Here is a 23,695-nt window from a genome sequence, read left to right as displayed (position 1 = left end):
GGGTGGTAGAGCCCTTGCGAGATCCATCATCGCAGATCGTGGGAGGATAATGGGTTTCGCTTCCGCTCTACCAATCCTACACGCTACTATCGCGCGCGATGCGTGTCGCGCAGTTGCGATCCCGCCCGGAATTTGGACGCCCCATGCGAACGACCATTCGAATCGTTATCTCGGTTCTTGCGGGCTTCCTTCTGATGATTCCACTGGGTTACGTCTATGGCCTGCTGAGCTGGCCCACCTTCCACTCGTGGGGATTGTTGCATGGTGGATTCTTCGCGGCTTGGCCGACGCTGTCGATCCTCGCTTATCTTATGCTGGGTTACCTGCCGTTCTTCACACGGGTGGACAACACGCCGCTCCTGATCGTCGGCTTGTTCTGGGGCCTTCTGCTCGCCAGCTTCCTCGGTATTGGTTCCTATCTGAACGCCGCGACGATATACGGCCTTCTCGCAGGCACCACGGTGCTCGTAGCGGCATTGAGCTTCTTCGCCAGGCTAGGCCCGGGCTTCGCGTTGCTTGCTATTGCGCCGGTCCTGTTCTCCAAGCTCGATCTTCTGCTGGACTTGATGTCGTCACCGCCTCTCGCTGACGTGTTAGACAACGCCTACTACGCCTTCCGCAACATCAGGCGACCGCTAATCGCGACGCTTGCGGGCTGGGGACTCGGATCTTTGGCACGCTCCCGTTTATCGCGATCGCCTTCGGCAGAATGAGCATGCAGGATGGGTTTCGCGTCGCCCTTTCCATCCTGCATGCTGCGGCCATCGCTTCTAGGCCAAGTGGCGCACGAAGAATTTCGTCAGCAACTCGTAGTGGCGATTTTCGCCATCGCTGCTGAGTCCATGGTCCTCGCCTTCATAAAGATGCACTTCCGGGTTACGCCCGTGCGAGATCAGTCGACCCGATAGACGCCGTGTCATTTCAGCAGACCACACCTTGTCCTGCGTGCCATGGCTGATGAAGATGGGGCCGTCGAAACGTTCAATCTCGATTGGAATGGATGGAAGCAACTCGTTGGACGAACCTCGCCAAGTCCACGCTCGCTTCCCGGGATCCCATGGCTGCCATCCGGGGTCTCCAGAATCTCGCCACATCTTGGCATCGAAGGCTCCGCATATCACGTCAGGCGGACTATGCACGGCAACTGCATCGGGAAGTCCCGCCATGCGGTCCCTCGTCATTAGTGACACCAGCAATAGTGCGTGTTCGGCACCGCGCGATACTCCGTAGAGCCCGATCTTGTTTCCAGAAAGCTCGTGCGATCGAAGGGCAAGCAAGGCTTCAGCCGTCTTGTCGAGCGACACATCGACTATGTTGCCCGCGTTCCAGCTATTGCCCCCGTTCGAATATCCAAATGGGATGGCGAGAAAGCCGCAGGCAGCAAAGAGCGCAGCATTTCTGTAGCTCCAGCCGGACCATCTGCCGTCAGAACCGTGCAGTAGCATGATCGCAGGAAACGGGCCGTCGCCAGACGGACTGTACCCCCATCCGATATCTTGTAGAGATCGGCGAACGATTTTTATCGACAAGGAAGTTTCTCCGAACACAACATCGGACCTTGGCCGATCTTGCGCATCTCGCCAAGGGCCAACCGACGTTTGTCGGAGGGGCGTAACGGGGCGGCGCAGGCCTAGGCAGACTTCAATCGATATGGCTTGACCAAGAGTTCGGCCGGGACCTTTCAAGCCTCGCTGATGCAGCGAAGCAATCCAGAATCTTTCCGCGGTGACACTCTGGATTGCTTCGCTGCGCTCGCAATGACAAGGTGGGTCGGTCGGGCCTGCCCTAAACTCCCCTCGCCGCGCGGGCCCGACTACGCCGTCGCCCGCTGCCGCGCCACGAGGGCCTCGCCGAACGCCTGAAAGATTTTCCGGTTGATCGGATTGCGCTGCGGGTCGTATTCGGCGTGCCATTGTACGCCGAGCGCAAAGGTTGGGGCCTCGGCGATGCGGATCGCCTCGATGGTGCCGTCCTCGGCGACGCCTTCGATCAGCACGCGCTTGCCCGGCTCCAGGATGCCCTGGCCGTGCAGCGAATTGACCTTGATCCTCTCGCAGCCGAGAATTTTGGCGAAGGCGCCGCCGGGGGTGAGCTCGACCTCGTGGCGGTCGGCGAACACGACGGTGGGATCGGGATGAATCTCGCCGTTCTCAAGCCGGGGCATGCGGTGGTTCATGCGGCCGGGTAATTCGCGGATCTCCGGGTGCAGCGAGCCGCCGAAGGCGACGTTCATCTCTTGCAAGCCCCGGCAGATCCCAAACAGCGGGATGCCACGAGCGACGCAGGCGAGCGAGAGCGCCAGCGCGACCTCGTCGCGATGGATGTCGTAAGGCTCGTGCTTCTGGCAGGGATCGACGTTGAAGCGCGTGGGATGGACATTGGCGCGGGCGCCGGTGAGCACGATGCCGTCGACCACATCGAGCAACGCGCCGATGTCGGTGATGTCTGCCGAGCCCGCGAACATCAGCGGCAGGCCGCCGCAGACCTCGGCCACGGCGCGCAAGTTTCGCTCCCCGACCATCTGGACCTGAAATCGATTTTCGACGCGATGGGAATTCCCGATCACGCCGACGACCGGCTTTTTCATCTCCCGTTCCGACCTCCCCGCCGAAGAAGATTCTCCAAACATGCCCTTCGGATGGAACAATTTCAACCGAAGGGATCGCGGGACCGCAATGCTATTTCGCCTGAATGCCTCACGGGAAGGCGCAATTGAGGCCCCAACCGCCCATCCGTGCCCGCGGGCTGAACCTCGGGGGCTCGAGGGGACCATTCGCAGGGCCCAGTTAAGGCCACGGACGCGTCAAACCGGCACGCGGATCCCGGCTTGATCCGCGGCGGGATTTCGCGAAAGAGTGCCGTGCACATCGGCCCGCGCAAAGGACATCATGTGACGATCCCCGCAGATGAACGATCCCGGACCCGCAACGATCTGGCCTGGGCGATTGCGGTCGGCGGTATCGGTATCGTGCTGTTTGCAGCGCTGCTGATCTTCACATGGTATTTCGCCGCAACGTTGCTGCTGATCTTCACGGGCATGCTGCTCGGCGTCGGGCTCAACGCGCTGACCAACGCGCTCGGGCGCCATGTCGGCCTGCCACATCCCCTACGGCTTGCAATCGTCTGCGTGGTGCTTGCGGTGATGCTCGCGGGTGTGGCCTATCTCGGCGGCGCGACCATCGCCGAGCAGGCCTCCGCGCTCAGCAACACCATCAAGTCGCAGCTCGTCACCGTCAAAGCCTTCCTCGAGAGCCACGGCATCGATACCAGCTTCTTCGACATCGGCAACGCCTCCTCCGCGACCGCAACGCCGTCCGGCTCGGAAACTGCGCCAAGCGCGTCACCCCCGCACAGCGGCCTTCCCGGCGCCGGTGCGCTGGCCTCCAGCGGCGGGGCGATCGTGAGCCAGACCCTCAAGCTGCTGCTCGGCACGATCAGCGCCGTCGGCAACTTCTTCATCGTGCTGTTCCTGGGGCTTGCCTTCGCGGCGCAGCCCAGCGTCTATCACGACGGGCTCCTGTTCGTCGCGCCGGCCAGGCATCGCTCACGTGCCACTGTCATCATCGACCGCATCAGCGAGACGCTGGAGCGCTGGCTGATCGCGCAGATCATCGTCATGCTCGCGGTCGGAGTGGTGACCTGGATCGGGCTTGCCGTCATCGGCATCCCCGGGTCGTTCATCCTGGGAATCCAGGCCGGTCTCCTCGCCTTTATCCCGACGGTCGGCGCCATCATCGGTGGCGTGATCGTGGTGCTGGCAAGCATCGCGTCAGGCTGGGTCGCCGCGCTCTCCGCCCTGATCCTGTTTCTCGGCGTCCACGCGATGGAGAGCTACGTGCTGACGCCGATCCTCCAGCGGCAGGCGCTCGACATTCCGCCCGCCACACTGTTCGCGTTCCAGATCCTGCTCGGCGTCGTCTTCGGCATCTGGGGCCTGGCGCTGGCGCTTCCGCTGGTCGCCATCGCCAAGGTTTTGCTCGATCATTTCAAGAGTTATGAAACGCCGGCCGCGGCGGCGTGAGACAGCTCAAGCCGTCGTCACCACCGTGTTGGTGTGCTCGACCTCCGGCGGTGCGGCAAAGTACTGGCCGACCAGGCCGCGCCATTCGGCAAAGTTCTCCGAGCCGCGGAAGTCAACGGTGTGGTTCTCCAGGGTCTCCCACTTCACCATCAACCGGTAGCGCTGCGGCTTCTCGATCGACTTGTGCAGCTCGAAACCGTGAAAGCCCTTGGAGCGGCCGAACGCGGCCTTGGCCTTGGCCACCGCCGCCTCGAAATCCTTCTCGGTGCCCGGCTTGACGTCGATTTGCGCGATCTCGGTGATCATGTTTCCACCCTTCTTGTTGATAGGGCGTATCTAGCGCAGACGGCCGAAAAGAAAAAGGCGCCGAAACGGCGCCCTGGTCGATCAAGAGGCCGGCTCTCTCAGCCGAACAACAAGACCGTACCTGCGACCGCCGCCGCACAGGCCGTAAAGAGGATGAGTGGCCAGAGACCACGGCTCTGCGCGTACCGGCCCTGGGCACGGCGCTCGGTGATCAGCGCGGTCTCGTACTCGTCCGATGTCGAGAAGATGCAGCCGAAGCCGCCGCGCGCGGATGCCGCGGCCGCTTCGAGCGACACCAGAGCGGCTTGCGAGGTCTGTTGACGGATCGACTCCATGGCCACGATGGTAGGAGTCGATGGTAAACAGCGCCTTACCGCAAGTCGGCTTGCAACCTAAGCCGTCGCAGGCCGTGGCACGGGGAGCCGCGCGGCAGTCTGGCGGCGCCAGTTCTCCAGCGACAGCGGCAGCTCTTCAGCGGCCTCGACGCGATTGCGGCCACCACGCTTGGCCTGGTAGAGCGCGGTGTCGGCGGCAGCCAGCAGCACCTCCAGCTCGGTGCCGGCCGGACCACCGGCAACGCCGATGCTGACGGTGGTGTCGACCGGGCCCTCGTCGACGACGATGCCCGAGGTCTCGAACGCCTCGCGCACGCGCTCGGCGACCAGCACGCCCTCCTCCAGCGAGCACGGCAACAGCGCCGCGAACTCCTCGCCGCCGATCCGGCCCGACAGGTCGGAGATGCGCAGATTGGTGGTCACGACCGTCGAGAACAGCTTGAGCATCTCGTCGCCCGCGGGGTGGCCGAAGCGATCGTTGATCGACTTGAAGTGGTCGATGTCGAAGATCATGACGGTCACCGGCCGCCCCGCCTTGGCCTCGCGCTCGATGACGCGCGAGCAGGCTTCGGCAAATCCGCGCCGGTTGAACATGCCGGTCAGCGGGTCCATCGACGCGGCGGTCTTGTGCGCGGTCACCGTGCGCTCGGACACCAGCATGAAGATCACGAACACGGTGCCGACGGCGTAGAGAATGAGCTCGACCGCGAACACGGTGACCCAGATGCTGTTGGAGAAGTGCGGATCGTTCGGCCGCAGGAAGCCGCCGATCAGGACCGGCATCATCAGCACGCAGCCGTGCATGATCGGCACGGCGTAGACCGGCCAGCTCCGTTGCAGGCTCTTGCGCCGCTCGGACCAGAGCTCGCCAGCGGTCAGCGCTGCGTAGACCGAGACGATGCCGGCGCCGATCAACATGCGCAGCGTCGCGGCGGCCGGATCGAGCAGCGACACCGCGGCAGCCCAGCCGAGCGCACCGAACAGAAGTCCGGGCCAGTTCGGCTTGCGGCCGTGGAAGACGCGCGCGGCGTTCCAGACCATGCCGCAGGCGACGAAGCCGACGGCGTTCAGCGCGAGATAGAGCTGCGCGCCGAGCTTGTCGCCGGCGGCCGTCCACAGCGCGACGGAAGCCGCGCCGAGCAGATAGGCCGTGCCCCACCATTTCAGCGCGGGACTTTTCTCTTGCCTGCCGAAGAACACCATCATGGCACCCAGCAGTGCGGCTACCATCGTGGCAACCAGGTATAGCGTGATGCTATCGAGCGACATCATGTCAGCCCCCTTTGAAACCAAGCCATTACGCGATCAGCCCGATCGCGTGCCCTTCCAGCTGCGACGCTAGGTCCCGCCGGGTTCCATTCAGGTTTTCATGCAGACGCAACTTTTCGGAAAAACACCGGCTCAATTTGCATACAAACGAACAACAAAAGGGCGCCGAATTCGGCGCCCTTTTGCATTTCATTGAAGCCGCTTTCGCGACGAATTTTATCGAAGCGATTAGCGCTTGGAGAACTGGAAGGACCGGCGGGCCTTTGCCTTGCCGTACTTCTTGCGCTCGACCACGCGGGAGTCGCGGGTCAGGAAGCCGCCCTTCTTGAGCACGGTCCGCAGCTCCGGCTCGAAATGCGTCAGCGCCTTGGAGATGCCGTGGCGGACAGCGCCGGCCTGGCCGGACAGACCGCCGCCGGCGACGGTGCAGATCACGTCATACTGGCCGGAACGCTGGGCCACGGAGAACGGCTGCTCGATCATCATGCGCAGCACGGGACGGGCGAAATAGACCTCGACCTCGCGCGAGTTGACCGTGACCTTGCCGGCGCCCGGCTTGATCCACACGCGGGCGACCGCGTCCTTGCGCTTGCCGGTGGCATAGGCGCGGTTGAGCTTGTCGACCTTCTTCTCGTGCTTGGGCGCGTCGGGCGCGGCCGTCTTGAGCTGCGAGAGCTGGTCGAGCGACTGGATGGATTCGGCCATGTTATGCGGCCCTCGTGTTCTTGCGGTTCAACTTGGCGATGTCGATCTTTTCCGGGCTCTGCGCCTCGTGCGGATGATCGGCCCCGCCATAGACGCGGAGGTTACCCATCTGGACGCGACCAAGCGGACCACGCGGGATCATGCGCTCGACGGCCTTCTCGAGCACGCGCTCGGGATGACGGCCTTCGAGGATCTGGCGCGCGGTGCGCTCCTTGACGTGGCCGACATAGCCGGTGTGCTTGTAATAGGTCTTCTGCTCGCGCTTGCGACCGGTCAGCACCGCGTGCTGGGCGTTGATGATGATGACGTTGTCGCCGCAATCAACGTGCGGGGTGTAGGTCGGGAGGTGCTTGCCGCGCAGCCGCATGGCAACGATGGTGGCGAGGCGGCCGACGACCAGACCCTTGGCGTCGATCAGCACCCACTTCTTCGTCACCTCGGCGGGCTTTGCCGAAAAGGTTTTCATATCTGAATTTCCGTGGACGGGGAGATGACGGCGCGAACGACGCGCCGGACTGCGCGGTTTCTAGAGAAGTGACGCGCACCGGTCAATGCCCAATAAGAGAAATTAGTTTAGAAAAATCAATACCTTACAAATATGGTGTTATATTACCTCAGAAAACTTCAAACATTTGGAATGGAATAGGTCGAGGTGACATGGGCAATCGGGTCCGGCGAGGTGCCCGAGAGCAGGTTGACCTCCCCGACCGCCAGGCGCTTGCCGAGCTTCAGGAGCCGGGCCTCCGCCAGCACGTCCTGCCCGGGCAGGCCCTTGCGCAGGAAATTGATGTTGAGATTGGTGGTGACCGCGAGCCCGATCGGCCCGATCGCAGACAGCAGCACCACGTACATGGCGAAATCGGCGAGCGCCATCAGCGTCGGCCCCGACACGGTTCCACCCGGCCGCAGCATCCTTTCGCTATAGCGCTGGCGCAGCAGCGCGGTCTGTCCGTCGGCGCTCTCGATGGTGATGTCGTCGCCGCTGAAGGCCTGGGGAAACTCCTCACGGAGAAAGTACTCGACCTCAGCCACGCTCATTTTCGCTAACGCCATGCCGCCTCTCACCCTCGCTTCACGTTGCCTGTTACATTAAGTTATCTGCGTCATCCAACTGCAAGATCCCAAACGGAAGCGTCAATGTCCGTCCAACCCGCCCGCACCCCCTCCCCGGAACCGCCGATCCTGCTGCGCGAGATCGTCGGCAGCGTCGCCGTGCTCACGCTGAACCGCCCCGCTGCGCGCAACAGCCTGTCGGAGGCGATGATCGGACAGCTGCATGCGAGCTTCAACGCGATTGCCGAGGACAAGCGCATCCGCGCGGCCGTCATCGCCGCCAACGGCCCGGCCTTTTCCGCCGGCCACGACATGAAGGAATTGACCGCGCGCCGCAGCGATCCCGATCGCGGCCGCGCCTATTTCGCCGAGATCATGAATGCCTGCAGCGCCATGATGCAGGCGATCGTGCGCCTGCCCAAGCCCGTGGTCGCTGCCGTCCAGGGGATTGCGACCGCCGCCGGCTGCCAGCTCGTCGCAAGCTGCGATCTTGCGATCGCATCCGACGCCGCAAGCTTTGCCACGCCCGGCGTCGACATCGGCCTGTTCTGCTCGACGCCGATGGTGGCGCTGTCGCGCAACGTGCCGCGCAAGCAAGCAATGGAAATGCTGCTGACCGGCGAGCCGATCCCCGCCGCACGCGCCCGCGAGATAGGCCTCGTCAACCGTGTGGTCGCAGCCGGCACCGAACGCGATGCTGCGATTGCGCTCGCCGAACAGGTCGCGCTGAAATCCGCCTACACCGTCAAGCTCGGCAAGGAGGCGTTCTATCGCCAGGCCGAGATGAGCCTTGCCGATGCCTATCGCTATGCGGCGGAGGTGATGACCGAGAACATGATGGCGCGCGACGCCGAGGAAGGCATCGGCGCGTTCATCGAAAAGCGCGAGCCGAAATGGGAAGATAAGTAACCCCGTCATTGCGAGCGAAGCGAAGCAATCCAGAAATCCCAGCGACAGACTGGATTGCTTCGTCGCTTCACTCCTCGCAATGACAAGAAAAAGACAGCTAATGAATCACGACGCCTATCCCGACAATTACATCCGCGGCATCCTCAACAGCGTGAAGTCGATCGCGATGGTCGGCGCTTCGCCGGTCAATGTGCGGCCGAGCTACTTTGCGTTCAAATATCTGGCGCAGCGCGGCTACGACATGATCCCGGTCAATCCCGGCCATGTCGGCAAGGAGCTGCTCGGAAAGCCTTTCGTCGCCTCGCTTCACGATATCGGCCGTCCCGTCGACATGATCGATATCTTCCGCAACTCCAGCCACATCATGCCCGTGGTGGAGGAAGCCTTGAAGCTCGATCCGCTGCCGAAGGTGATCTGGATGCAGCTAGGGGCACGCGACGACGCGGCCGCGGAGAAGGCCGAGGCCGCCGGTATCAAGGTCGTGATGAACCGCTGCCCCAAGATCGAATATGGGCGGCTGTCCTCGGAAATATCCTGGATGGGCGTCAATTCGCGCACGCTCAGCTCCAAGCGCCCGCCCGCGCCGACGCAAGGCATGCAATTGTCACTCAATCGCATGAGTGTCGGCGGCGGCAATACCGCAGCGGCTGATCGCGCGGCCAAGAACAAAATCGAGCAGAGCTGACGCATCTGCGAAAGATTCGCTTCGCGAACGCGACAAAGCGAAGCAAGCCCGTTTCGAACAAGGCGAGGTGCGCGCGAGCGCCTTGACGCCGGCCATCGCCGCGATCAGCATGCCGCGCGTTTTTCAGCCTACCCAAGAACAGGACGCCACGAATGAGCGATCGCCTTCCGGGATTTTCGACCCTTGCCGTGCATGCCGGTGCACAGCCCGATCCGACGACCGGTGCGCGCGCAACGCCGATTTATCAGACGACCTCTTTCGTCTTCAACGACGCGGACCACGCCGCCTCGCTGTTCGGCCTCCAGTCATTCGGCAACATCTATACACGCATCGGCAATCCCACCAACGCCGTGCTGGAGGAGCGCGTCGCAGCCCTCGAAGGCGGCACCGCCGCGCTCGCGGTCGCCTCGGGCCACGCCGCCCAGGTCGTGGTGATGCAGCAATTGCTCCAGCCCGGCGACGAGTTCATCGCCGCGCGAAAGCTCTATGGCGGCTCGATCAACCAGTTCACCCACTCGTTCAAGAGCTTTGGTTGGAACGTGGTGTGGGCCGATCCCGATGACATCGCAAGCTTCGAGCGCGCGGTGACGCCGCGTACCAAGGCGATCTTCGTCGAGTCCATCGCCAATCCCGGCGGCAGCATTACCGATATCGAGGCGATCTCCACGGTAGCCCGCAAGGCGGGCGTGCCGCTGATCGTCGACAACACGCTGGCGACGCCCTATCTGATCAAGCCGATCGACCACGGCGCCGACATCGTCGTGCACTCCTTGACGAAGTTTCTGGGCGGCCACGGCAACTCGATCGGCGGCGTCATCGTCGATGCCGGTACCTTCGACTGGTCGAAGGACGGCAAATATCCCATGCTCTCGGAGCCGCGCCCTGAATATCACGGCATCAAGCTGCACGAGACCTTCGGCAATTTCGCCTTCGCCATCGCCTGCCGCGTCCTCGGCCTGCGCGACCTCGGCCCTGCGCTCTCGCCGTTCAACGCCTTCCTCATTCTCACCGGCATCGAGACGCTGCCGCTGCGCATGCAGAAGCACTGCGACAACGCGAAAGCTATCGCCGAATTCCTGTCCGGCCATTCCGCCGTGGCGTCGGTGAGCTATGCGGGCCTTGCCGGCGACAGGTACAACCAGCTCGCGCGCAAATACGCGCCGAAGGGCGCGGGCGCGGTGTTCACCTTCAGCCTCAAGGGAGGCTATGACGCCGGCGTCAGCCTGGTGTCGAAGCTGACGCTGTTCTCGCATCTGGCCAATGTCGGCGACACCCGCTCGCTGGTGATCCACCCGGCCTCGACCACGCACAGCCAGCTCGACGACGCCGCCAAGGTGAAGTCCGGCGCCGGTCCCGACGTGGTGCGCCTGTCGATCGGCATCGAGGACAAGGAGGACCTGATCGCGGACCTCGAGCAGGCCCTGGGCGCCTGAGGCTGGTCATTCCGGGGCGCCTCGAAGAGGCGAACCCGGAATCTCGAGATTCCGGGTTCGGTGCTTCGCACCGCCCGGAATGACGGACACTATTCAGGACTGGCCCAGAAATTTACGCGCCTCTCGTTAACGCTCCGTCCGGCATAGACTGAGATACTGGATCGCCTTTCCTGATTCGGAGCCGACCATGCTGCGCTGGATAATGTCCCCTCTGGCCGTGATGCTGATGGTCACGAGCGCACTCGCGGCCGACCAGGTCGTCGTGCAGAAGAAGCGGCACGTCGAGCAATTGCCACCGGGGCTGCCGCGTCCACATTACAAATTCCGCACCACGATCGCGCCGGCGGAGCCGCCGCAGGTCTGGGTCGAGACCGATCCGGACGCGCTGATCTCGCCGGCCTACGGCGTCGGCAGCTACATCCGCAATCTGCCGGGCACCCCGCTCCTGCCAGGCTCGAATACGCTGCCCGGCTATTACGGCCGGCCCTGGGATTACGACTATCAGGGTCCATACTACGGCGGCCCGCAGGTCAGCTACTGGTGGCGGCTGCCCTACGCCTGCGGCGTCTACGGCTACTGCTGATCAGCCGGCTTGGCTCGCGGGAACGACGCGCGAGTAAGTCTCAGTGGACCTTCGCGCAGCAAGGCGCTCGGCCTGCATCACGCCCAGCGTCAGCACGAGGATCGCGACCGCCTGGTGCGCGAGCGCGAGCCCCATCGGCACCTGGTTCAGCAGCGTCAGGATGCCGAGCGCGGCCTGCAGGCTCACCGCCGCAAACAGCCACACGGCGCCGCTCGCAGCAGTACCTGCACGCGAACGCACGGCATCGATCGCGTGCAGCAACGCCAGCGCGAACAACGCATAAGCCGTCATGCGGTGCTCGAACTGCACGGTCAGCACATTGTCGAACAGGTTGCGCCACCACGGCGTCTCGAACCACAGCCGCGCCCCCGACGGGATGAACGCGCCGTCGATCTCGGGCCAGGTGTTGTAGGCGCGCCCGGCCCGCAGGCCCGCCACCAGCGCGCCGAGATAAAGCTGCACGAAGGTTACGACGACGAGCACTGCGCTCGTGAACTTCAGTCGCACTGAGACAACGATCCCCTGGCGCGCGCCGAGCCGCCGCAAGGTCCAGACGATGCCAGCGAAGATCAGCAGCGCCAGAACCAGATGCGTCGCCAACCGATACTGCGACACTTCGACCCGTTCCGAGAGGCCAGAGGCCACCATCCACCAGCCGACCGCGCCTTGCAGCGCGCCGAGCCCGAACAGCAGCCACAGCCGCCGTTTCAATTCGCTCGATAGACCCCCGCGCCACAGGAAGAACAGGAACGGCAACAGATACGCGACGCCGATGAAGCGCCCGAGCAGCCGGTGGCTCCATTCCCACCAGAAGATGGTCTTGAAGTCCGACAGGCTCATGCCGGCATTGAGCTGGCGATATTGCGGGATCTTCTTGTAGGCCTCGAAGGCCTCGGTCCACTGCGTCTCGGTGAGCGGCGGCACGCTGCCCGTCACCGGCTTCCATTCGACGATCGAGAGCCCGGACTCCGTCAGGCGTGTCGCGCCGCCGACCAGCACCATCAGCGCGATCAGCGCAGCCACGGAAATGAGCCACCAGCGCACGGCGCGATGCGGGTCGGAGGAAGCTGATATCGTGGTCATTTCGGCCGGAAAACCAATGCTTGAACCAGGCTGCGCGCCCCTTATAGTCCCCCGCTCCCGCAGCGCAAGTTACGCGAAAAGCCGCAAGCTCCCGCCATGAAGATCCGCACCCGCAAGTTCCTCGGTACCATCGCGCTCCTGGTGCTGGCGGCGACATGGGCGCTGCTCGGCATGGTGCTGGCGCAGCTGCCGTGGATCGCGGAATCCGGCTGGCGCCAGGCGATCTATTACGTCGTGGTCGGCATGGGCTGGGTGCTACCGGCAATGCCGGTGGTGAGCTGGATGCAGCGGCCCGACCCGGCTTAGCCTACGCAAACGCGCTTGCGCGTTTGTCGGCAGCAAGCTCGGGTGTCCGCTCATCCTTCCGGATCGAACTTAGCTCAAGACGACGTGCTGCCCGTCGGCTTCACAGGCGGAAACGTCACGCCCGAGACGAGCACGCGCAGCATCCGCAGCGAGCGGCGCCGGCCGTCCCAGGAAATCCGCGGCAGCGCGCGCAGATTTGTCCGTCCCTCGACGTCGACGATGCCAGCAATCGTCGACACCGCGCTGGCAAAGCCCGCCTCCTCCGCCATCACCACGTGGCTGCGCCGGAACGAGATGCGGTCGCCGAACGGATAGGCAAAGTGTCCGATCTCGCGGTGGAACGCGGATTCCGCCACCGCCTTGCCCATAGCCATCTCGCGGGAGGCTGCCGTATCCTTCATGGTGGCGAGCGCGGCATAATTCACCGTCGCGCTGCCGATCGTCACCAGCGGGTCGGCTGCAAGCTTCGAAAGATCCGACCAATCCATCCACGCCTCGCGCGAGACGGCGGCGAGATCGACGCGATGGCGCTTGCAGAGATCGTTGATCGCAGCCGACAGCTCCGCCGGCGGCAAGGTTCTGAGCCAGTCTTCGAGCAGCGTGAACAGCGCCTGCTTCTCCGCACGCTCGGTGACGACGAAGCGTTGCTCCTTCTCGCCCATCATCAGGCTGATGCGACTCTCGCGCGCGATCACCTGTTCGAGCGCGAGCCACCAGGCTTCGCCGACGCCGTCGGGAAAGGCGGTCGGCACGTAGACCGTGAAGGGCACGCCATGGCGCGACAGCACCGGATAGGCGAATGTGGCGAGATCCTTGTACGCACCATCGAAGGTCAGCGCCACGAAGCGCCGCCGCGCGGGCAGCGTCACCGCGCGCCGGCAGACCTCATCCATGCTGACGATGTCGAACTTCCACCGCATCAGCGCGCGAAGCACGCGGTCGAGGAATTTTGGCGTGATCTCGCTGGCAAGCAGCGGCTGGAATGGCGCGCGCCCGCGCGGCCTGACGCGTTGAAACCGCAGGATCGCACCCGCGCCGCCTGCGCTCCGTCCGCGCAGCCGGTGCTGGCCGGTCAACCAGGCCAGCTCCAGCCGCAGCCGTTCCATCCATCGGTCGTCGGAGGCCAAGATCCACCCTTTGCGAGCCGGCGAGCGGCCGGTTCCCCTTTCCATTGTCCTTACTCTTTGTTGACATTTCTTTGCAAAGGTCGGCCACAGGCCGAACTACGCTTATTTCCGTTTTCTCGACAGGTTTTGCGAATGACCATGGCTGCGGCGATGCAAAGCCGGACGGCAGAAGCGCCAGCGCGGTTGAAAGCGAGCCTTATCGCCGAGATCGATATCGTCAGCGATCTCGCCATGGCGGAACCGCTCTGGCGCGCGCTGGAGAATATCGGCCACCTCGCAACACCCTATCAGCGCTTCGACCTGCTCGCCCCCTGGCAGCGTCACGCCGGCGAGCACGAAGGCGCAGCGCCGCTCATCGTCATTGCCCGCGATGCCGAGCGCCGGCCGCTCGTCGTGCTGCCATTGTGCACGCGGCAAAACCATGGCGTGACCGTCGCCTGCTTCATGGGCGGCAAGCATACGACCTTCAACATGGGCTTGTGGGACGCCGATTTCGCCGGCCACGCCAATACCGCCGACCTCGACGCGCTGCTCGCGGCCCTACGCACGCGCGGCGGCGTCGACGTGCTCGCACTGTCGCAGCAACCGATGCGCTGGCGCGACCAGCAAAACCCGTTCGCGCTTCTGCCGCGCCAAAATTCCATCAACGGCTGCCCGCTGCTCGCGATGCCGCCGGGCGGCCCGCCGGAGTCGCGCATCAGCAACTCCTTCCGTCGCCGTCTGAAGAGCAAGGAAAAGAAACTCAAGGCGCTCGCCGGCTACCGCTATCACCTCGCCACCACCGATGACGACATCACGCGCCTGCTCGACTGGTTCTTCCGCGTCAAGCCGGCGCGGATGGCGGAGCAGAAGCTGCCGAACGTGTTCGCCGAGCCCGGCGTCGAGGCGTTCGTCCGCTCGGCCTGCCTGGCGCGGCGCGGTGAAGCCCGCGTCATCGACATCCATGCGCTTGAATGCGACGAGGAGGTGATCGCGATCTTCGCCGGCGTCGCCGACGGCCGCCGCTTCTCGATAATGTTCAACACCTACACGATGTCGGAGCACGCGCGCTACAGCCCCGGCCTGATCCTGATGCGCAACATCATCGACCGCTACGCGGAAGCCGGCTATGACGCGCTCGATCTCGGCATCGGCTCGGACGACTACAAGCGCCTGTTCTGCAAGAGCGACGAAGAGATTTTTGACAGCTTTGTCCCGCTGACCTCGCGCGGCAAGCTGGCAGCGATGGCGATGTCATCGCTGAGCCACGGCAAGCGCCTCGTGAAGCAGAACCAGCTGCTGTTCGACCTGGCGCGAAAACTACGCCGGGCGTTCGGGTAAAACCTATCCCCTTGCACGCTGCCGCCTACGCCGCCACCACGCGCGGCGCTTCCACCGCATCCGACGGCTGCACCGGCTTCTTCAGCATCGTCACCTCGCTGAAGCCGACCGCCTTGAGCTGCTCGCACATCGAGGTGCAGGCCTCCATGGGCATGCCGGCGTCCGGCACCACGACGGCCCGGGCGTTGGTCGTCAGCAGCTCGGCAGGCAGGTCGGAGGCGCTACCGGCGTCGAGCAGCACATGGTCGTAGACGCGGAGCAAGGCGTCGATCGCCAGCGTCACGCGCGGCGATTGCAGAAGGCTGCGGTCGAAGCCCGGGCGACCGCCCGCGACCAGTTGCAGGCGCGAGAGCTTGTCCTTGGTGATGATCTGCGCGAACGAGGCCTCGCCCTGCATCAATTCGGCAAGGCCAGGGGCTGAGGGATCGGCCGAGATCGCCGAAATCGTCGGCGACGATGCGGCGAGATCGACGACCACGACCCGCGCGTCGCGCGCCAGTTGCCGTGCCAGCGTCAGCGCGGTCAGCGTGATGCTCTCGCCCGCCGCGGTGCCGAGCACCGCCACCTTGCGCGCGGCGTCGCCGGCGCGGCGCAGGCTGTCGGCAAGCTGTTCGATCTCGGCGAACTCGGTGATGTCTGCGTCGGAAGCCATCTCCGGCTGGAGCGGCGCCGGCTCGCTCACGACGGGCTCAGACTCGACGGGCTCGGATTCAACGGCCGGTTCACTGCGAACAGCAACGCGCGAGGTGGCAGAGGCCGGCGTGAACGCGGCGATGGCGCGCGGCGCCGTCATGCGCAGGAGCTCGCCGGTGACGACGACGCCGGTGCCGAGCAGCAGCGTCGTCAGCGTGGCGATGAGCACGATCGGCAGCTTTTTCGGATAGGCGATCGTGTTCGAAACGATGGCGCGCGAGATGACGCGCCCCTCGGTGGGCGCGGTGTCGATGGTCTCGCGGGTATTGGCCTCGCGATATTTGGCCAGATAGGTCTCGAGCAGGTCGCGCTGCGCCTTGGCCTCACGCTCCAGCGCACGAAGCTGGACGTCCTGGCCGTTGGTCGAGGTCGCCTGCTTCTTGAGCTGCTCGAGGCTAACGGTGAGGCTGTCGACGCGGCTGCCGGCGATCCGCGCGTCATTCTCCAGCGAGCGCGAGATCTTGCCCGCCTCGTCACGGATCTGCGTGTCGAGATCGCCGATCTGCGCCTTCAATTCCTTGATGCGCGGATGATTTCCGAGCAGCGTCGAGGACTGCTCGGCGAGCTGCGCGCGCAGCGTCACCCGCTGCTCGGACAGCCGGCGCATCAGCTCGGAATTCAGCACCTCCGATGCCTCGATCGGCTTGCCGCTCTGGAGCATCTCGCGGATCAGCCGCGCCCTGGCTTCGGCATCGGCCTTCATCGCACGCGCATTGTTGAGCTGGGTGTTGAGCTCACCCATCTGCTGGTTCGACAGCGTGGTGTTGTTGGTGCCGACGAACAGCGACGATTTGGAGCGAAAATCCTCTGCCTTGGCCTCGGCTTCCGAGACCTTCTTGCGCAGGTTCTCGATCTCGCCCGACAGCCACGCGCTGGCCGACTTGGCCTGCTCCTGGCGCGCGCTCTGTTGCAGCACCAGATAGCCATCGGCGATCGAATTGGCGACGCGCGCGGCGAGTTCCGGATCGGTCGACTGGAATTCGACGACGATCACGCGCGACTTGTCGACCGCGTAGGCGGTCAGGCGGTCGTAATAGGCATCCAGCACCCGCTCTTCCGGCGTCATGGAGAACGGATCGCGGCCGATCCCGAACAGCCCGGCCAGCGACTTCAGCGGCGAGATACCGCGCAGGACCGGGTCGAATTCGGGCAGCTGCGCGAGCTTGTTCTTCTTGATGATCTCGCGCGCCAGATCGCGCGACAGCACGAGCTGCACCTGGCTGGTGACGGCCTCGGCATCGAGCGCCTGCCGCTCCTCGGTGCTGCGGTCGCTGGTCGGACGCAGGAAGACGTTCTCGCGCCCGTCGATCAGGATGCGGGCTTCCGACTTGTAGCGGGGCGTCACCAGATTGACAGCGGCGAGCGCGAGCACCAGCGCCAGCATCGTCGGCGCGATGATGAAGCCCCGCCTGCGCTTGAGCGCGGCACCGAGCGCATGCAGATCGATGTCGCCCGATTCGGCTTGCGCCGCCTGCGCGACGGCGGCCGCGACCCTCGGCTCGGGCTTGTGCAAGGCCCGTTCAATCAAGGCCTTGTCCTTGCCGGCACGCCAGAACGCTAAACGCATCGCACACTCCCGCAGGGCAACGCCACTGCCCACCTCAACCGAGGCGATTACACTCCATTATGGTTGCCGCTGGGTTAATCGCGCCGCACGCGTGCATAGCGCGACGCGCGAACACCGTTTGTTAACCATGAAGCCGCTTAATCGGGATCGATAATTCAGTGGATTGCTCCGTCATCGCCTGCGAGCGCTGGTTCAGATCATGCCCCCCTCTGTCGACCAGCCGCTTCGCATCCTGCACGCCGTGCGTGCCCCGGTCGGTGGCATCTTCCGCCACATCCTCGACCTCGCCAACGGCCAGGTCGATCGCGGACATCATGTCGGGATTCTCGCCGACGATCTTACCGGCGGCGAGCGCGCGGCGAAGGCGCTGGCCGAGATCGCACCGCGCCTGAAGCTCGGCGTCTATCGGCTGGCGATCCGCCGCGAACCATCGCCCGACGACTTTCTGGTGTGGCTGCGCATGAGGCGCCTGATCGCAAAGCTCGAGCCGGATGTGATGCATGGCCATGGCGCCAAGGCCGGCGCCTTCGTGCGGCTCAGGCAGCGCTCGAGCGACGCCATCCGCATCTACACCCCGCATGGCGGCTCGCTGCACTATCCCCTGCACACCTTCAAGGGCGAGTTTTACGCGCGACTTGAACGGGCGCTGACGAACAGCACCGACCTGTTTTTGTTCGAAAGCGCCTTTGCCCGCGACACCTATCAGCGCATCGTGGGCAAGCCCAAAGGCGTGGTGCGCTGCGTCTTCAACGGCGTGACGCCGGAGGAATTCGAGCCCGTCGCCACTGCCGACGATGCGACCGACCTCGCCTATGTCGGCGAGTTCCGGCACATCAAGGGCGCCGACCTCCTGGTCGACGCGGTGGCGCGCCTGCACGCCCAGGGTCGGAACGTCACGTTGACACTCGGCGGCGACGGCGAGGAGATGGCGGCGCTGAAGGCGCAGGTCGAGAAGCTTGGCCTCGCCGGTTCGATCCGCTTCATCGGCCACGTCAAGGCACGCTACGGCTTCTCCAAGGGGCGGCTGCTGGTCGTTCCCTCGCGCGGCGATTCAATGCCCTATGTCGTGATCGAAGCCGGTGCGGCCGGCATCCCCATGATCGCCGCGAAGGTCGGCGGCATCCCCGAGATCTTCGACGCCGAGAGTTCCGCGCTGTTCGCCCCCAGCAATGCCGAGGCCATGGCGGAGGCCATAGGGGCTGCGCTGGACGATCCGCAGGCGACCGCCCAGCGCGCGGCGAGGTTGCGTCAGCGGATCTCAGCGCACTTCTCCCAGCAGGCGATGGTGGACGGCGTGCTGGCCGGCTACCGCGACGCGTTTGCCAATCATTAACCACCCTTAAGGCGGCTTTAGAATTTCTTCCGATTTGTCCGATAAGCGAAAGCGAGGGGGACTCCCGCGCTTCGCGCGCCTAAATGCGCGTCCGGCGGGTTTCAGGAATGGACGTGGACGACCGTGGAACAGCTCAACGCACGCTCGATGCTCGACGCCGCGACCAGTGCAGCCGCACCCGTTGAGAAGCCCTTTGTCGAACGCCGTCGCCGCCTTTCGCCGGCAGCACTTGCGATCGTCAACCAGAAGGTCGCCCGCGCCTATTCGCCGATCGTGATCACCGGCTTCGTGCGCGTCGCCGATTTTGTCCTGCTCAGCCTCGTCGGCACGGTACTTTACTTCGGCTACGTCACGCCGCAGACCGGCTTCCGCTGGGAATATCTCGCCGCGATCTGCGCCGTCGCGGCGGCAGCCGTGATCTGCTTCCAGGCCGCCGACATGTATCAGGTCCAGCTCTTCCGCGGTCAGCTCCGCCAGATGACTCGGATGATCTCGTCCTGGTCGTTCGTGTTCCTGCTGTTCATCGGCATTTCCTTCTTCGCCAGGCTCGGCAGCGAAGTTTCGCGGCTGTGGCTCGCCGCCTTCTTCTCCCTTGGCCTCGCCGCGCTCGCCGCCGAGCGCCTGGCGCTGCGAACGCTGGTGCGCACCTGGGCACGCGAGGGCCGGCTCGACCGCCGCACCATCATCGTCGGCTCCGACCGCAACGGCGAAGAGCTGGTCGAGGCGCTGAAGGTGCAGGAAGACTCCGACATCCACGTGCTCGGCGTGTTCGACGACCGCAACGACAGTCGCGCGCTCGACACCTGCGCGGGCGCGCCGAAACTCGGCAAGGTCGACGACATCGTCGAGTTCGCCCGCCGCACCCGCGTCGATCTCGTGCTGTTCGCGCTGCCGATCTCGGCGGAGACGCGCATCCTCGAGATGCTGAAGAAGCTCTGGGTGCTGCCGGTCGACATCCGCCTCTCCGCGCACACCAACAAGCTGCGTTTCCGTCCGCGCTCCTATTCCTATCTCGGCGAGGTGCCTACCCTCGACGTGTTCGAGGCGCCGATCACCGACTGGGACCTGGTGATGAAATGGCTGTTCGACCGCATCGTCGGCGGCCTCGCGCTGCTCGCGGCCCTTCCGGTGATGGCCCTGGTGGCGCTGGCGGTGAAGCTCGACAGCCCCGGCCCCGTGCTGTTCCGCCAAAAACGCTTCGGCTTCAACAACGAGCGCATCGACGTCTACAAATTCCGCTCGATGTATCACCATCAGGCTGACCCGACAGCCTCGAAGGTCGTCACCAAAAACGATCCGCGCGTCACGCGTGTCGGCCGCTTCATCCGCAAGACCAGCCTCGACGAGCTGCCGCAACTCTTCAACGTGGTCTTCTCCGGCAATCTCTCCCTCGTCGGCCCGCGCCCGCACGCCGTCCAGGGCAAGCTCCAGAGCCGGCTGTTCGACGATGCCGTCGATGGCTATTTCGCCCGCCACCGCGTCAAGCCGGGCATCACCGGCTGGGCCCAGATCAACGGCTGGCGCGGCGAGATCGACAACGAAGAGAAGATCCAGAAGCGCGTCGAGTTCGACCTCTACTACATCGAGAACTGGTCGGTGCTGTTCGACCTCTACATCCTCCTGAAGACGCCGATCTCGCTGCTGACCAAGAACGAGAACGCGTATTGAAGGTGGATTGCCCAAACCAAGCTGTCATCGCCCGGCTTGACCGGGCGATCCAGTAATCACCGGCAGCGGACGTCACCACTGACGGCGCGGAGTACTGGATGCCCCGCCTTCGCGGGGCATGACTGCGGAAGTTGTGTCGATGAGCTGCGTAAGCGTGTGAGCGTGTGATGGCGTATGCGGCAACGGCCGGGGGAATGAACGTAGCCGCACCGGCTGCGCCCGGCGTGCTGGCCTTGCAGCGCGCTCTAGTGTGGCTGGTCGGCGCCTCCGGTGCGGTCGTCTTCATCGAGCCGAGCCCCTACGAGATCGTGACGCTGCTTGCGACCGTCACCTTCTTCGCCACCGGCCTGCGGCTCCGCCTCGTGTTCATGCCGTTCGTGCTGCTGCTGATCCTGCTCAATGTCGGCTACAGCGTCAGCGCCATTCCGCTGCTCGGCCAGTCCGAGGTGGCAAGCTGGGTCGCGACCTCCTGGTACATGGCGGTGACGGTGGTGTTCTTCGCCATGGTCACATCGGAGGATACGGCGGCGCGGCTCGACATGCTGCGCCGCGGCCTCGTGGTCGGCGCGATGGTCGCGTCAACCTCGGCGATCGCCGGCTACTTCAATGTCGTTCCCGGCGGCCACGACCTCCTGACGCTCTACGAGCGCGCGCGCGGCACGTTCAAGGACCCGAACGTGCTCGGCGCGTTCCTGATCCTGCCGGCGCTGTTTTGCTTGCAGAGCGTAGTCTCCGACCGGCTTGCCAAGGCGTTCCGCAACGCGATCGCCTTCGCCATCATGGCGCTTGCGATCCTGCTCGCCTTCTCGCGTGCCGCCTGGGGCGGCCTGATCCTGACCGCCGGCTTCATGCTGGCACTGATGGTGTTGACCAGCCCGAGCAATGCGCAGCGCTCGCGCATCATCGTCATGGCCGTGGTTGCGGCCGCGCTGGGGCTGGCGCTGATCGCAATCCTGCTCTCGTTCGACTCCATCGCCGAGATGTTCAAGCAGCGCGCGAGCTTCGACCAGAGCTACGACGAAGGCCGCTTCGGCCGCTTCGGCCGCCACATCCTCGGCGCGGAGATGGCGCTCGACCGGCCGTTCGGCATCGGTCCCTTGCAATTCCACCGCTACTTCCCGGAAGATACCCACAACTCCTATCTCAACGCCTTCATGTCTGGTGGCTGGCTCTCCGGCATCTGCTATCCCGCGCTGGTTTTCACCACCGTGATCACGGGCTTTCGCCACGTCTTCGTCCGCGTGCCCTGGCAGCGCGCCTATCTTGCGATCTTCTCCGCCTTCATCGGCACCGTCGGCGAGAGCTTCATCATCGACACCGACCACTGGCGGCACTTCTGGATGATGCTGGGGGTGATGTGGGGCATGATCGCGGCCGCGCAGGCCTACAAGATCAAGACCGACGACGAAGCTTCCGCAGCTTGAGGTCGGGACGCTTTTCCGGCGGCGTATCAAGAAGGCCCTTCAGCGCTTCGGTCGCCGCGAGCACCCCCTTGTAGCCCTCATTGGCGAAGCGCAGCAGCAGGCGCAGTTCCTCGTCGGAATAGGCGCCGAAGACCTTCTCCATCGCCTGCTGCATCGGCACGTAGAGTTGGCCGATCTTCATGGCCGTCTCCGGCACGACAGAGATGAACACCTTGCGGCGGTCGTTTTCATCCCGCTCGCGGCGCACGAGCCCAGCCTTCTCGAGCCGGTCGACCACGCCGGTGATGGCGCCGGTCGTCAGGCCCGTGACCTCGGCGAGCCGGCCCGCAGTGACGCGACCTTCGAGGTACAGGATGTCCATGCATTCGAGGTCGGAGTTGGCAATTCCCGCAACGTTCGCAACGGTTTGGCCGTAGAGCACGCCCTGCGCGGAAGACCGCCGCATCGCCTCCTCGAGCTCCTGCAACAGCGCCGCACGCGCCTTCGTCCTTGACAAGGCCGACCTCATATCTTAATCGATATATATCTTAGTCGCTAAGATAATTAGCGACCGTAATTTCTCCTAGCACCACCGCAACGTCGGGAGCAAGCCAATGCACAACCGTCCCCGCAAGGCCCTCATCATCGGCGCCGGCATCGCCGGGCCCGTCGCCGGAATCCTGCTCCGCCGCGCCGGCATCGAGGCTCAGATCTTCGAGGCGTGGCCCTATTCCAAGGGAATCGGCGGCGGCCTGCAACTCGCGCCGAACGGCATGCAGGTGATGGACGAGATCGGGCTCGCGCGCGAGGTGATCAGCCACGGGTCGATTGCCGACTCCTTCGACTTCTATTCGCAAGGCGGTCAAAAGCTCGGCTCGATCAACCGCGACATGGAGCGGCGCTTCGGCCAGCCGGCGGTGAACATCTGTCGCGCCACGCTGAACGAGATCCTGATCGACAAGGCCTGGTGTTCCTGCGTCTCGCTCTATTTCGAGAAGCGCCTGATCAAGATCGAGGACCGCGGCGACCAGCCGATCATCGCCTATTTCGCCGATGGCACCACCGCGGAAGGCGACTTCCTGATCGGCGCGGACGGCGTGCACTCGGTGGCGCGCCGGCAGGTCGTGCCGGACGGGCCGCAACCTTTCAACACCGGCCTGATCGGCTTCGGCGGATTCGTGCCGCGCAAGGTGCTTGCCGGCCGCGCGATCGGACAGCGCGTCGAGACCACGTTCGGTCAGAGCGGCTTCTTCGGCTACGGATTTTGCAGCTCCGATCCCAATGACGGCGTGATGTGGTGGAGCACGCAGCCCGCCCACGGCATGGACGCGGCGATGTTCCGCGCCCAGAACCAGGCGACGCTCAAGCAGCACTTGCGCGACTTCCATCGCGGCTGGCACGATCCGATCCCCGCGATCATCGAGGCGGTCGAAAATATCGTGGTCACCGATACGCTCGATGTCGCGACGCTTCCGACATGGTCGCGCAAGCGCTCGCTGCTGATCGGGGACGCCGCGCATGCGACGAGCCCGCATGCAGGCCAGGGCGCATCGCTCGCGCTGGAAGACGCACTTCGCCTCGGCCGGCTGATGGCGGAGGGACACGAGCTCACCGCCACCTTCCAGAACTTTGAAGCCGAGCGCCGCCCCCGCGCCGAAAAAATCGTCGCGATCGCCCGCCGCAATGGCAACAGCAAACGCGAGTTCACCGCGACCGGCGCCTTCATCCGCGATCAGATGCTGAAATGGCTGCTGCCACTCGGCTCCAGGAGCATGGATTTCATGTATGCGTATGACGCGAGGGCGGCGTAAACGCACGCTGCCGTAGGGTGGGCAAAGCGAAGCGTGCCCACCACTTCTGTAATCGCGGAGAGATGGTGGGCACGGCGCTTCGCGC

At 64.5% G+C, this 23,695-nt stretch carries 24 protein-coding genes; 12 read left to right on the top strand and 12 right to left on the bottom strand.

What is annotated here, in order from left to right; all coding sequences use genetic code 11:
• The first annotated feature begins 143 nt into the window (after positions 1 to 143).
• Complete coding sequence (locus tag NLN62_RS37975; RefSeq protein ID WP_254112148.1) at positions 144 to 713, top strand: hypothetical protein; 570 nt, start codon at positions 144 to 146, stop codon at positions 711 to 713.
• A gap of 57 nt (positions 714 to 770) precedes the next feature.
• On the opposite strand, the gene NLN62_RS37970 is transcribed toward NLN62_RS37975, so the two are convergent.
• Positions 771 to 1,529 carry a S9 family peptidase gene (locus NLN62_RS37970; RefSeq protein ID WP_254112147.1) on the bottom strand — a complete coding sequence of 253 codons (759 nt, stop codon included), beginning with the start codon at positions 1,527 to 1,529 and terminating at the stop codon, positions 771 to 773.
• Between the two features lie 284 nt (positions 1,530 to 1,813).
• The gene (locus NLN62_RS37965; protein WP_254112146.1) at positions 1,814 to 2,587 is read right to left on the bottom strand and encodes a gamma-glutamyl-gamma-aminobutyrate hydrolase family protein; all 774 of its coding nucleotides are present in this window, start codon (positions 2,585 to 2,587) and stop codon (positions 1,814 to 1,816) included.
• Positions 2,588 to 2,890: 303 nt separating this feature from the next.
• Here NLN62_RS37965 and NLN62_RS37960 point away from each other — a divergent pair, with 303 nt between their 5' ends.
• Positions 2,891 to 4,021: an AI-2E family transporter gene (locus NLN62_RS37960; protein ID WP_254112145.1), complete on the top strand. Its 1,131-nt coding sequence runs from the start codon at positions 2,891 to 2,893 to the stop codon at positions 4,019 to 4,021.
• A gap of 6 nt (positions 4,022 to 4,027) precedes the next feature.
• Here the strand turns inward: NLN62_RS37960 and NLN62_RS37955 are convergent, their stop codons facing one another.
• The 6 genes from NLN62_RS37955 to NLN62_RS37930 form a co-directional block, all read right to left on the bottom strand.
• Entirely contained in the window at positions 4,028 to 4,327 is a 300-nt protein-coding gene (locus tag NLN62_RS37955) for an antibiotic biosynthesis monooxygenase (RefSeq protein ID WP_027522849.1), read from the bottom strand.
• A 98-nt stretch (positions 4,328 to 4,425) separates the two neighbouring features.
• On the bottom strand, positions 4,426 to 4,662 hold the full coding sequence (locus tag NLN62_RS37950; protein WP_254112144.1) for a hypothetical protein: 237 nt from the start codon (positions 4,660 to 4,662) through the stop codon (positions 4,426 to 4,428).
• A gap of 57 nt (positions 4,663 to 4,719) precedes the next feature.
• On the bottom strand, positions 4,720 to 5,934 hold the full coding sequence (locus tag NLN62_RS37945) for a GGDEF domain-containing protein (RefSeq protein WP_254112143.1): 1,215 nt from the start codon (positions 5,932 to 5,934) through the stop codon (positions 4,720 to 4,722).
• Positions 5,935 to 6,159: 225 nt separating this feature from the next.
• A complete protein-coding gene (gene rpsI, locus NLN62_RS37940) occupies positions 6,160 to 6,636 on the bottom strand; it encodes a 30S ribosomal protein S9 (protein WP_027522852.1) in 477 nt (158 codons plus the stop codon).
• A gap of 1 nt (position 6,637) precedes the next feature.
• The gene (gene rplM, locus NLN62_RS37935) at positions 6,638 to 7,102 is read right to left on the bottom strand and encodes a 50S ribosomal protein L13 (protein ID WP_027522853.1); all 465 of its coding nucleotides are present in this window, start codon (positions 7,100 to 7,102) and stop codon (positions 6,638 to 6,640) included.
• Between the two features lie 158 nt (positions 7,103 to 7,260).
• A complete protein-coding gene (locus tag NLN62_RS37930) occupies positions 7,261 to 7,689 on the bottom strand; it encodes a PaaI family thioesterase (RefSeq protein WP_027522854.1) in 429 nt (142 codons plus the stop codon).
• A gap of 84 nt (positions 7,690 to 7,773) precedes the next feature.
• Here NLN62_RS37930 and NLN62_RS37925 point away from each other — a divergent pair, with 84 nt between their 5' ends.
• From NLN62_RS37925 to NLN62_RS37910, 4 genes are all read left to right on the top strand, one after another.
• Positions 7,774 to 8,598 (top strand): enoyl-CoA hydratase, encoded by an 825-nt coding sequence (locus NLN62_RS37925; protein ID WP_027522855.1) that lies wholly within the window; start codon positions 7,774 to 7,776, stop codon positions 8,596 to 8,598.
• Between the two features lie 100 nt (positions 8,599 to 8,698).
• The gene (locus NLN62_RS37920; protein WP_254112142.1) at positions 8,699 to 9,283 is read left to right on the top strand and encodes a CoA-binding protein; all 585 of its coding nucleotides are present in this window, start codon (positions 8,699 to 8,701) and stop codon (positions 9,281 to 9,283) included.
• Between the two features lie 152 nt (positions 9,284 to 9,435).
• On the top strand, positions 9,436 to 10,716 hold the full coding sequence (locus NLN62_RS37915; protein WP_254112141.1) for an O-acetylhomoserine aminocarboxypropyltransferase: 1,281 nt from the start codon (positions 9,436 to 9,438) through the stop codon (positions 10,714 to 10,716).
• 187 nt (positions 10,717 to 10,903) lie between these two features.
• Positions 10,904 to 11,299 (top strand): hypothetical protein, encoded by a 396-nt coding sequence (locus tag NLN62_RS37910; RefSeq protein WP_027522858.1) that lies wholly within the window; start codon positions 10,904 to 10,906, stop codon positions 11,297 to 11,299.
• Here the strand turns inward: NLN62_RS37910 and NLN62_RS37905 are convergent, their stop codons facing one another.
• Positions 11,300 to 12,382 (bottom strand): COX15/CtaA family protein, encoded by a 1,083-nt coding sequence (locus tag NLN62_RS37905; RefSeq protein ID WP_254112140.1) that lies wholly within the window; start codon positions 12,380 to 12,382, stop codon positions 11,300 to 11,302.
• Positions 12,383 to 12,478: 96 nt separating this feature from the next.
• On the opposite strand from NLN62_RS37905, the gene NLN62_RS37900 reads away from it, so the two are divergent.
• Positions 12,479 to 12,688 (top strand): DUF2842 domain-containing protein, encoded by a 210-nt coding sequence (locus tag NLN62_RS37900; protein WP_027522860.1) that lies wholly within the window; start codon positions 12,479 to 12,481, stop codon positions 12,686 to 12,688.
• 74 nt (positions 12,689 to 12,762) lie between these two features.
• Here the strand turns inward: NLN62_RS37900 and NLN62_RS37895 are convergent, their stop codons facing one another.
• On the bottom strand, positions 12,763 to 13,815 hold the full coding sequence (locus NLN62_RS37895; protein ID WP_254112139.1) for a polysaccharide deacetylase family protein: 1,053 nt from the start codon (positions 13,813 to 13,815) through the stop codon (positions 12,763 to 12,765).
• A gap of 132 nt (positions 13,816 to 13,947) precedes the next feature.
• On the opposite strand from NLN62_RS37895, the gene NLN62_RS37890 reads away from it, so the two are divergent.
• A complete protein-coding gene (locus NLN62_RS37890) occupies positions 13,948 to 15,135 on the top strand; it encodes a GNAT family N-acetyltransferase (protein ID WP_254112138.1) in 1,188 nt (395 codons plus the stop codon).
• A 25-nt stretch (positions 15,136 to 15,160) separates the two neighbouring features.
• Here NLN62_RS37890 and NLN62_RS37885 read toward each other — a convergent pair whose 3' ends face one another.
• Positions 15,161 to 17,395, bottom strand: a complete 2,235-nt coding sequence (locus NLN62_RS37885) for an exopolysaccharide transport family protein (protein WP_254112137.1) — start codon at positions 17,393 to 17,395, stop codon at positions 15,161 to 15,163.
• A gap of 199 nt (positions 17,396 to 17,594) precedes the next feature.
• Between NLN62_RS37885 and NLN62_RS37880 the strand changes: the two genes are divergently transcribed.
• From NLN62_RS37880 to NLN62_RS37870, 3 genes are all read left to right on the top strand, one after another.
• The gene (locus tag NLN62_RS37880) at positions 17,595 to 18,728 is read left to right on the top strand and encodes a glycosyltransferase family 4 protein (protein WP_254112136.1); all 1,134 of its coding nucleotides are present in this window, start codon (positions 17,595 to 17,597) and stop codon (positions 18,726 to 18,728) included.
• Between the two features lie 123 nt (positions 18,729 to 18,851).
• Positions 18,852 to 20,396, top strand: a complete 1,545-nt coding sequence (locus NLN62_RS37875) for an undecaprenyl-phosphate glucose phosphotransferase (protein WP_254112135.1) — start codon at positions 18,852 to 18,854, stop codon at positions 20,394 to 20,396.
• 167 nt (positions 20,397 to 20,563) lie between these two features.
• Positions 20,564 to 21,820 carry an O-antigen ligase gene (locus NLN62_RS37870; protein WP_254112134.1) on the top strand — a complete coding sequence of 419 codons (1,257 nt, stop codon included), beginning with the start codon at positions 20,564 to 20,566 and terminating at the stop codon, positions 21,818 to 21,820.
• Here NLN62_RS37870 and NLN62_RS37865 read toward each other — a convergent pair.
• The gene (locus NLN62_RS37865; protein ID WP_254113822.1) at positions 21,789 to 22,265 is read right to left on the bottom strand and encodes a MarR family transcriptional regulator; all 477 of its coding nucleotides are present in this window, start codon (positions 22,263 to 22,265) and stop codon (positions 21,789 to 21,791) included. The two genes, NLN62_RS37870 and NLN62_RS37865, sit on opposite strands and share 32 nt — an antisense overlap.
• Positions 22,266 to 22,413: 148 nt before the next feature.
• Here NLN62_RS37865 and NLN62_RS37860 point away from each other — a divergent pair, with 148 nt between their 5' ends.
• Complete coding sequence (locus NLN62_RS37860; protein ID WP_254112133.1) at positions 22,414 to 23,610, top strand: FAD-dependent monooxygenase; 1,197 nt, start codon at positions 22,414 to 22,416, stop codon at positions 23,608 to 23,610.
• Positions 23,611 to 23,695 lie beyond the last annotated feature (85 nt).

Origin of the sequence: Bradyrhizobium sp. CCGUVB23 (genome assembly GCF_024199885.1) — a bacterium.
In the GTDB taxonomy this organism is placed as follows: Bacteria; Pseudomonadota; Alphaproteobacteria; order Rhizobiales; family Xanthobacteraceae; genus Bradyrhizobium.
Note: the sequence above shows the minus strand (reverse complement) of the source record. Positions and strands in the feature narration are given on the sequence as shown.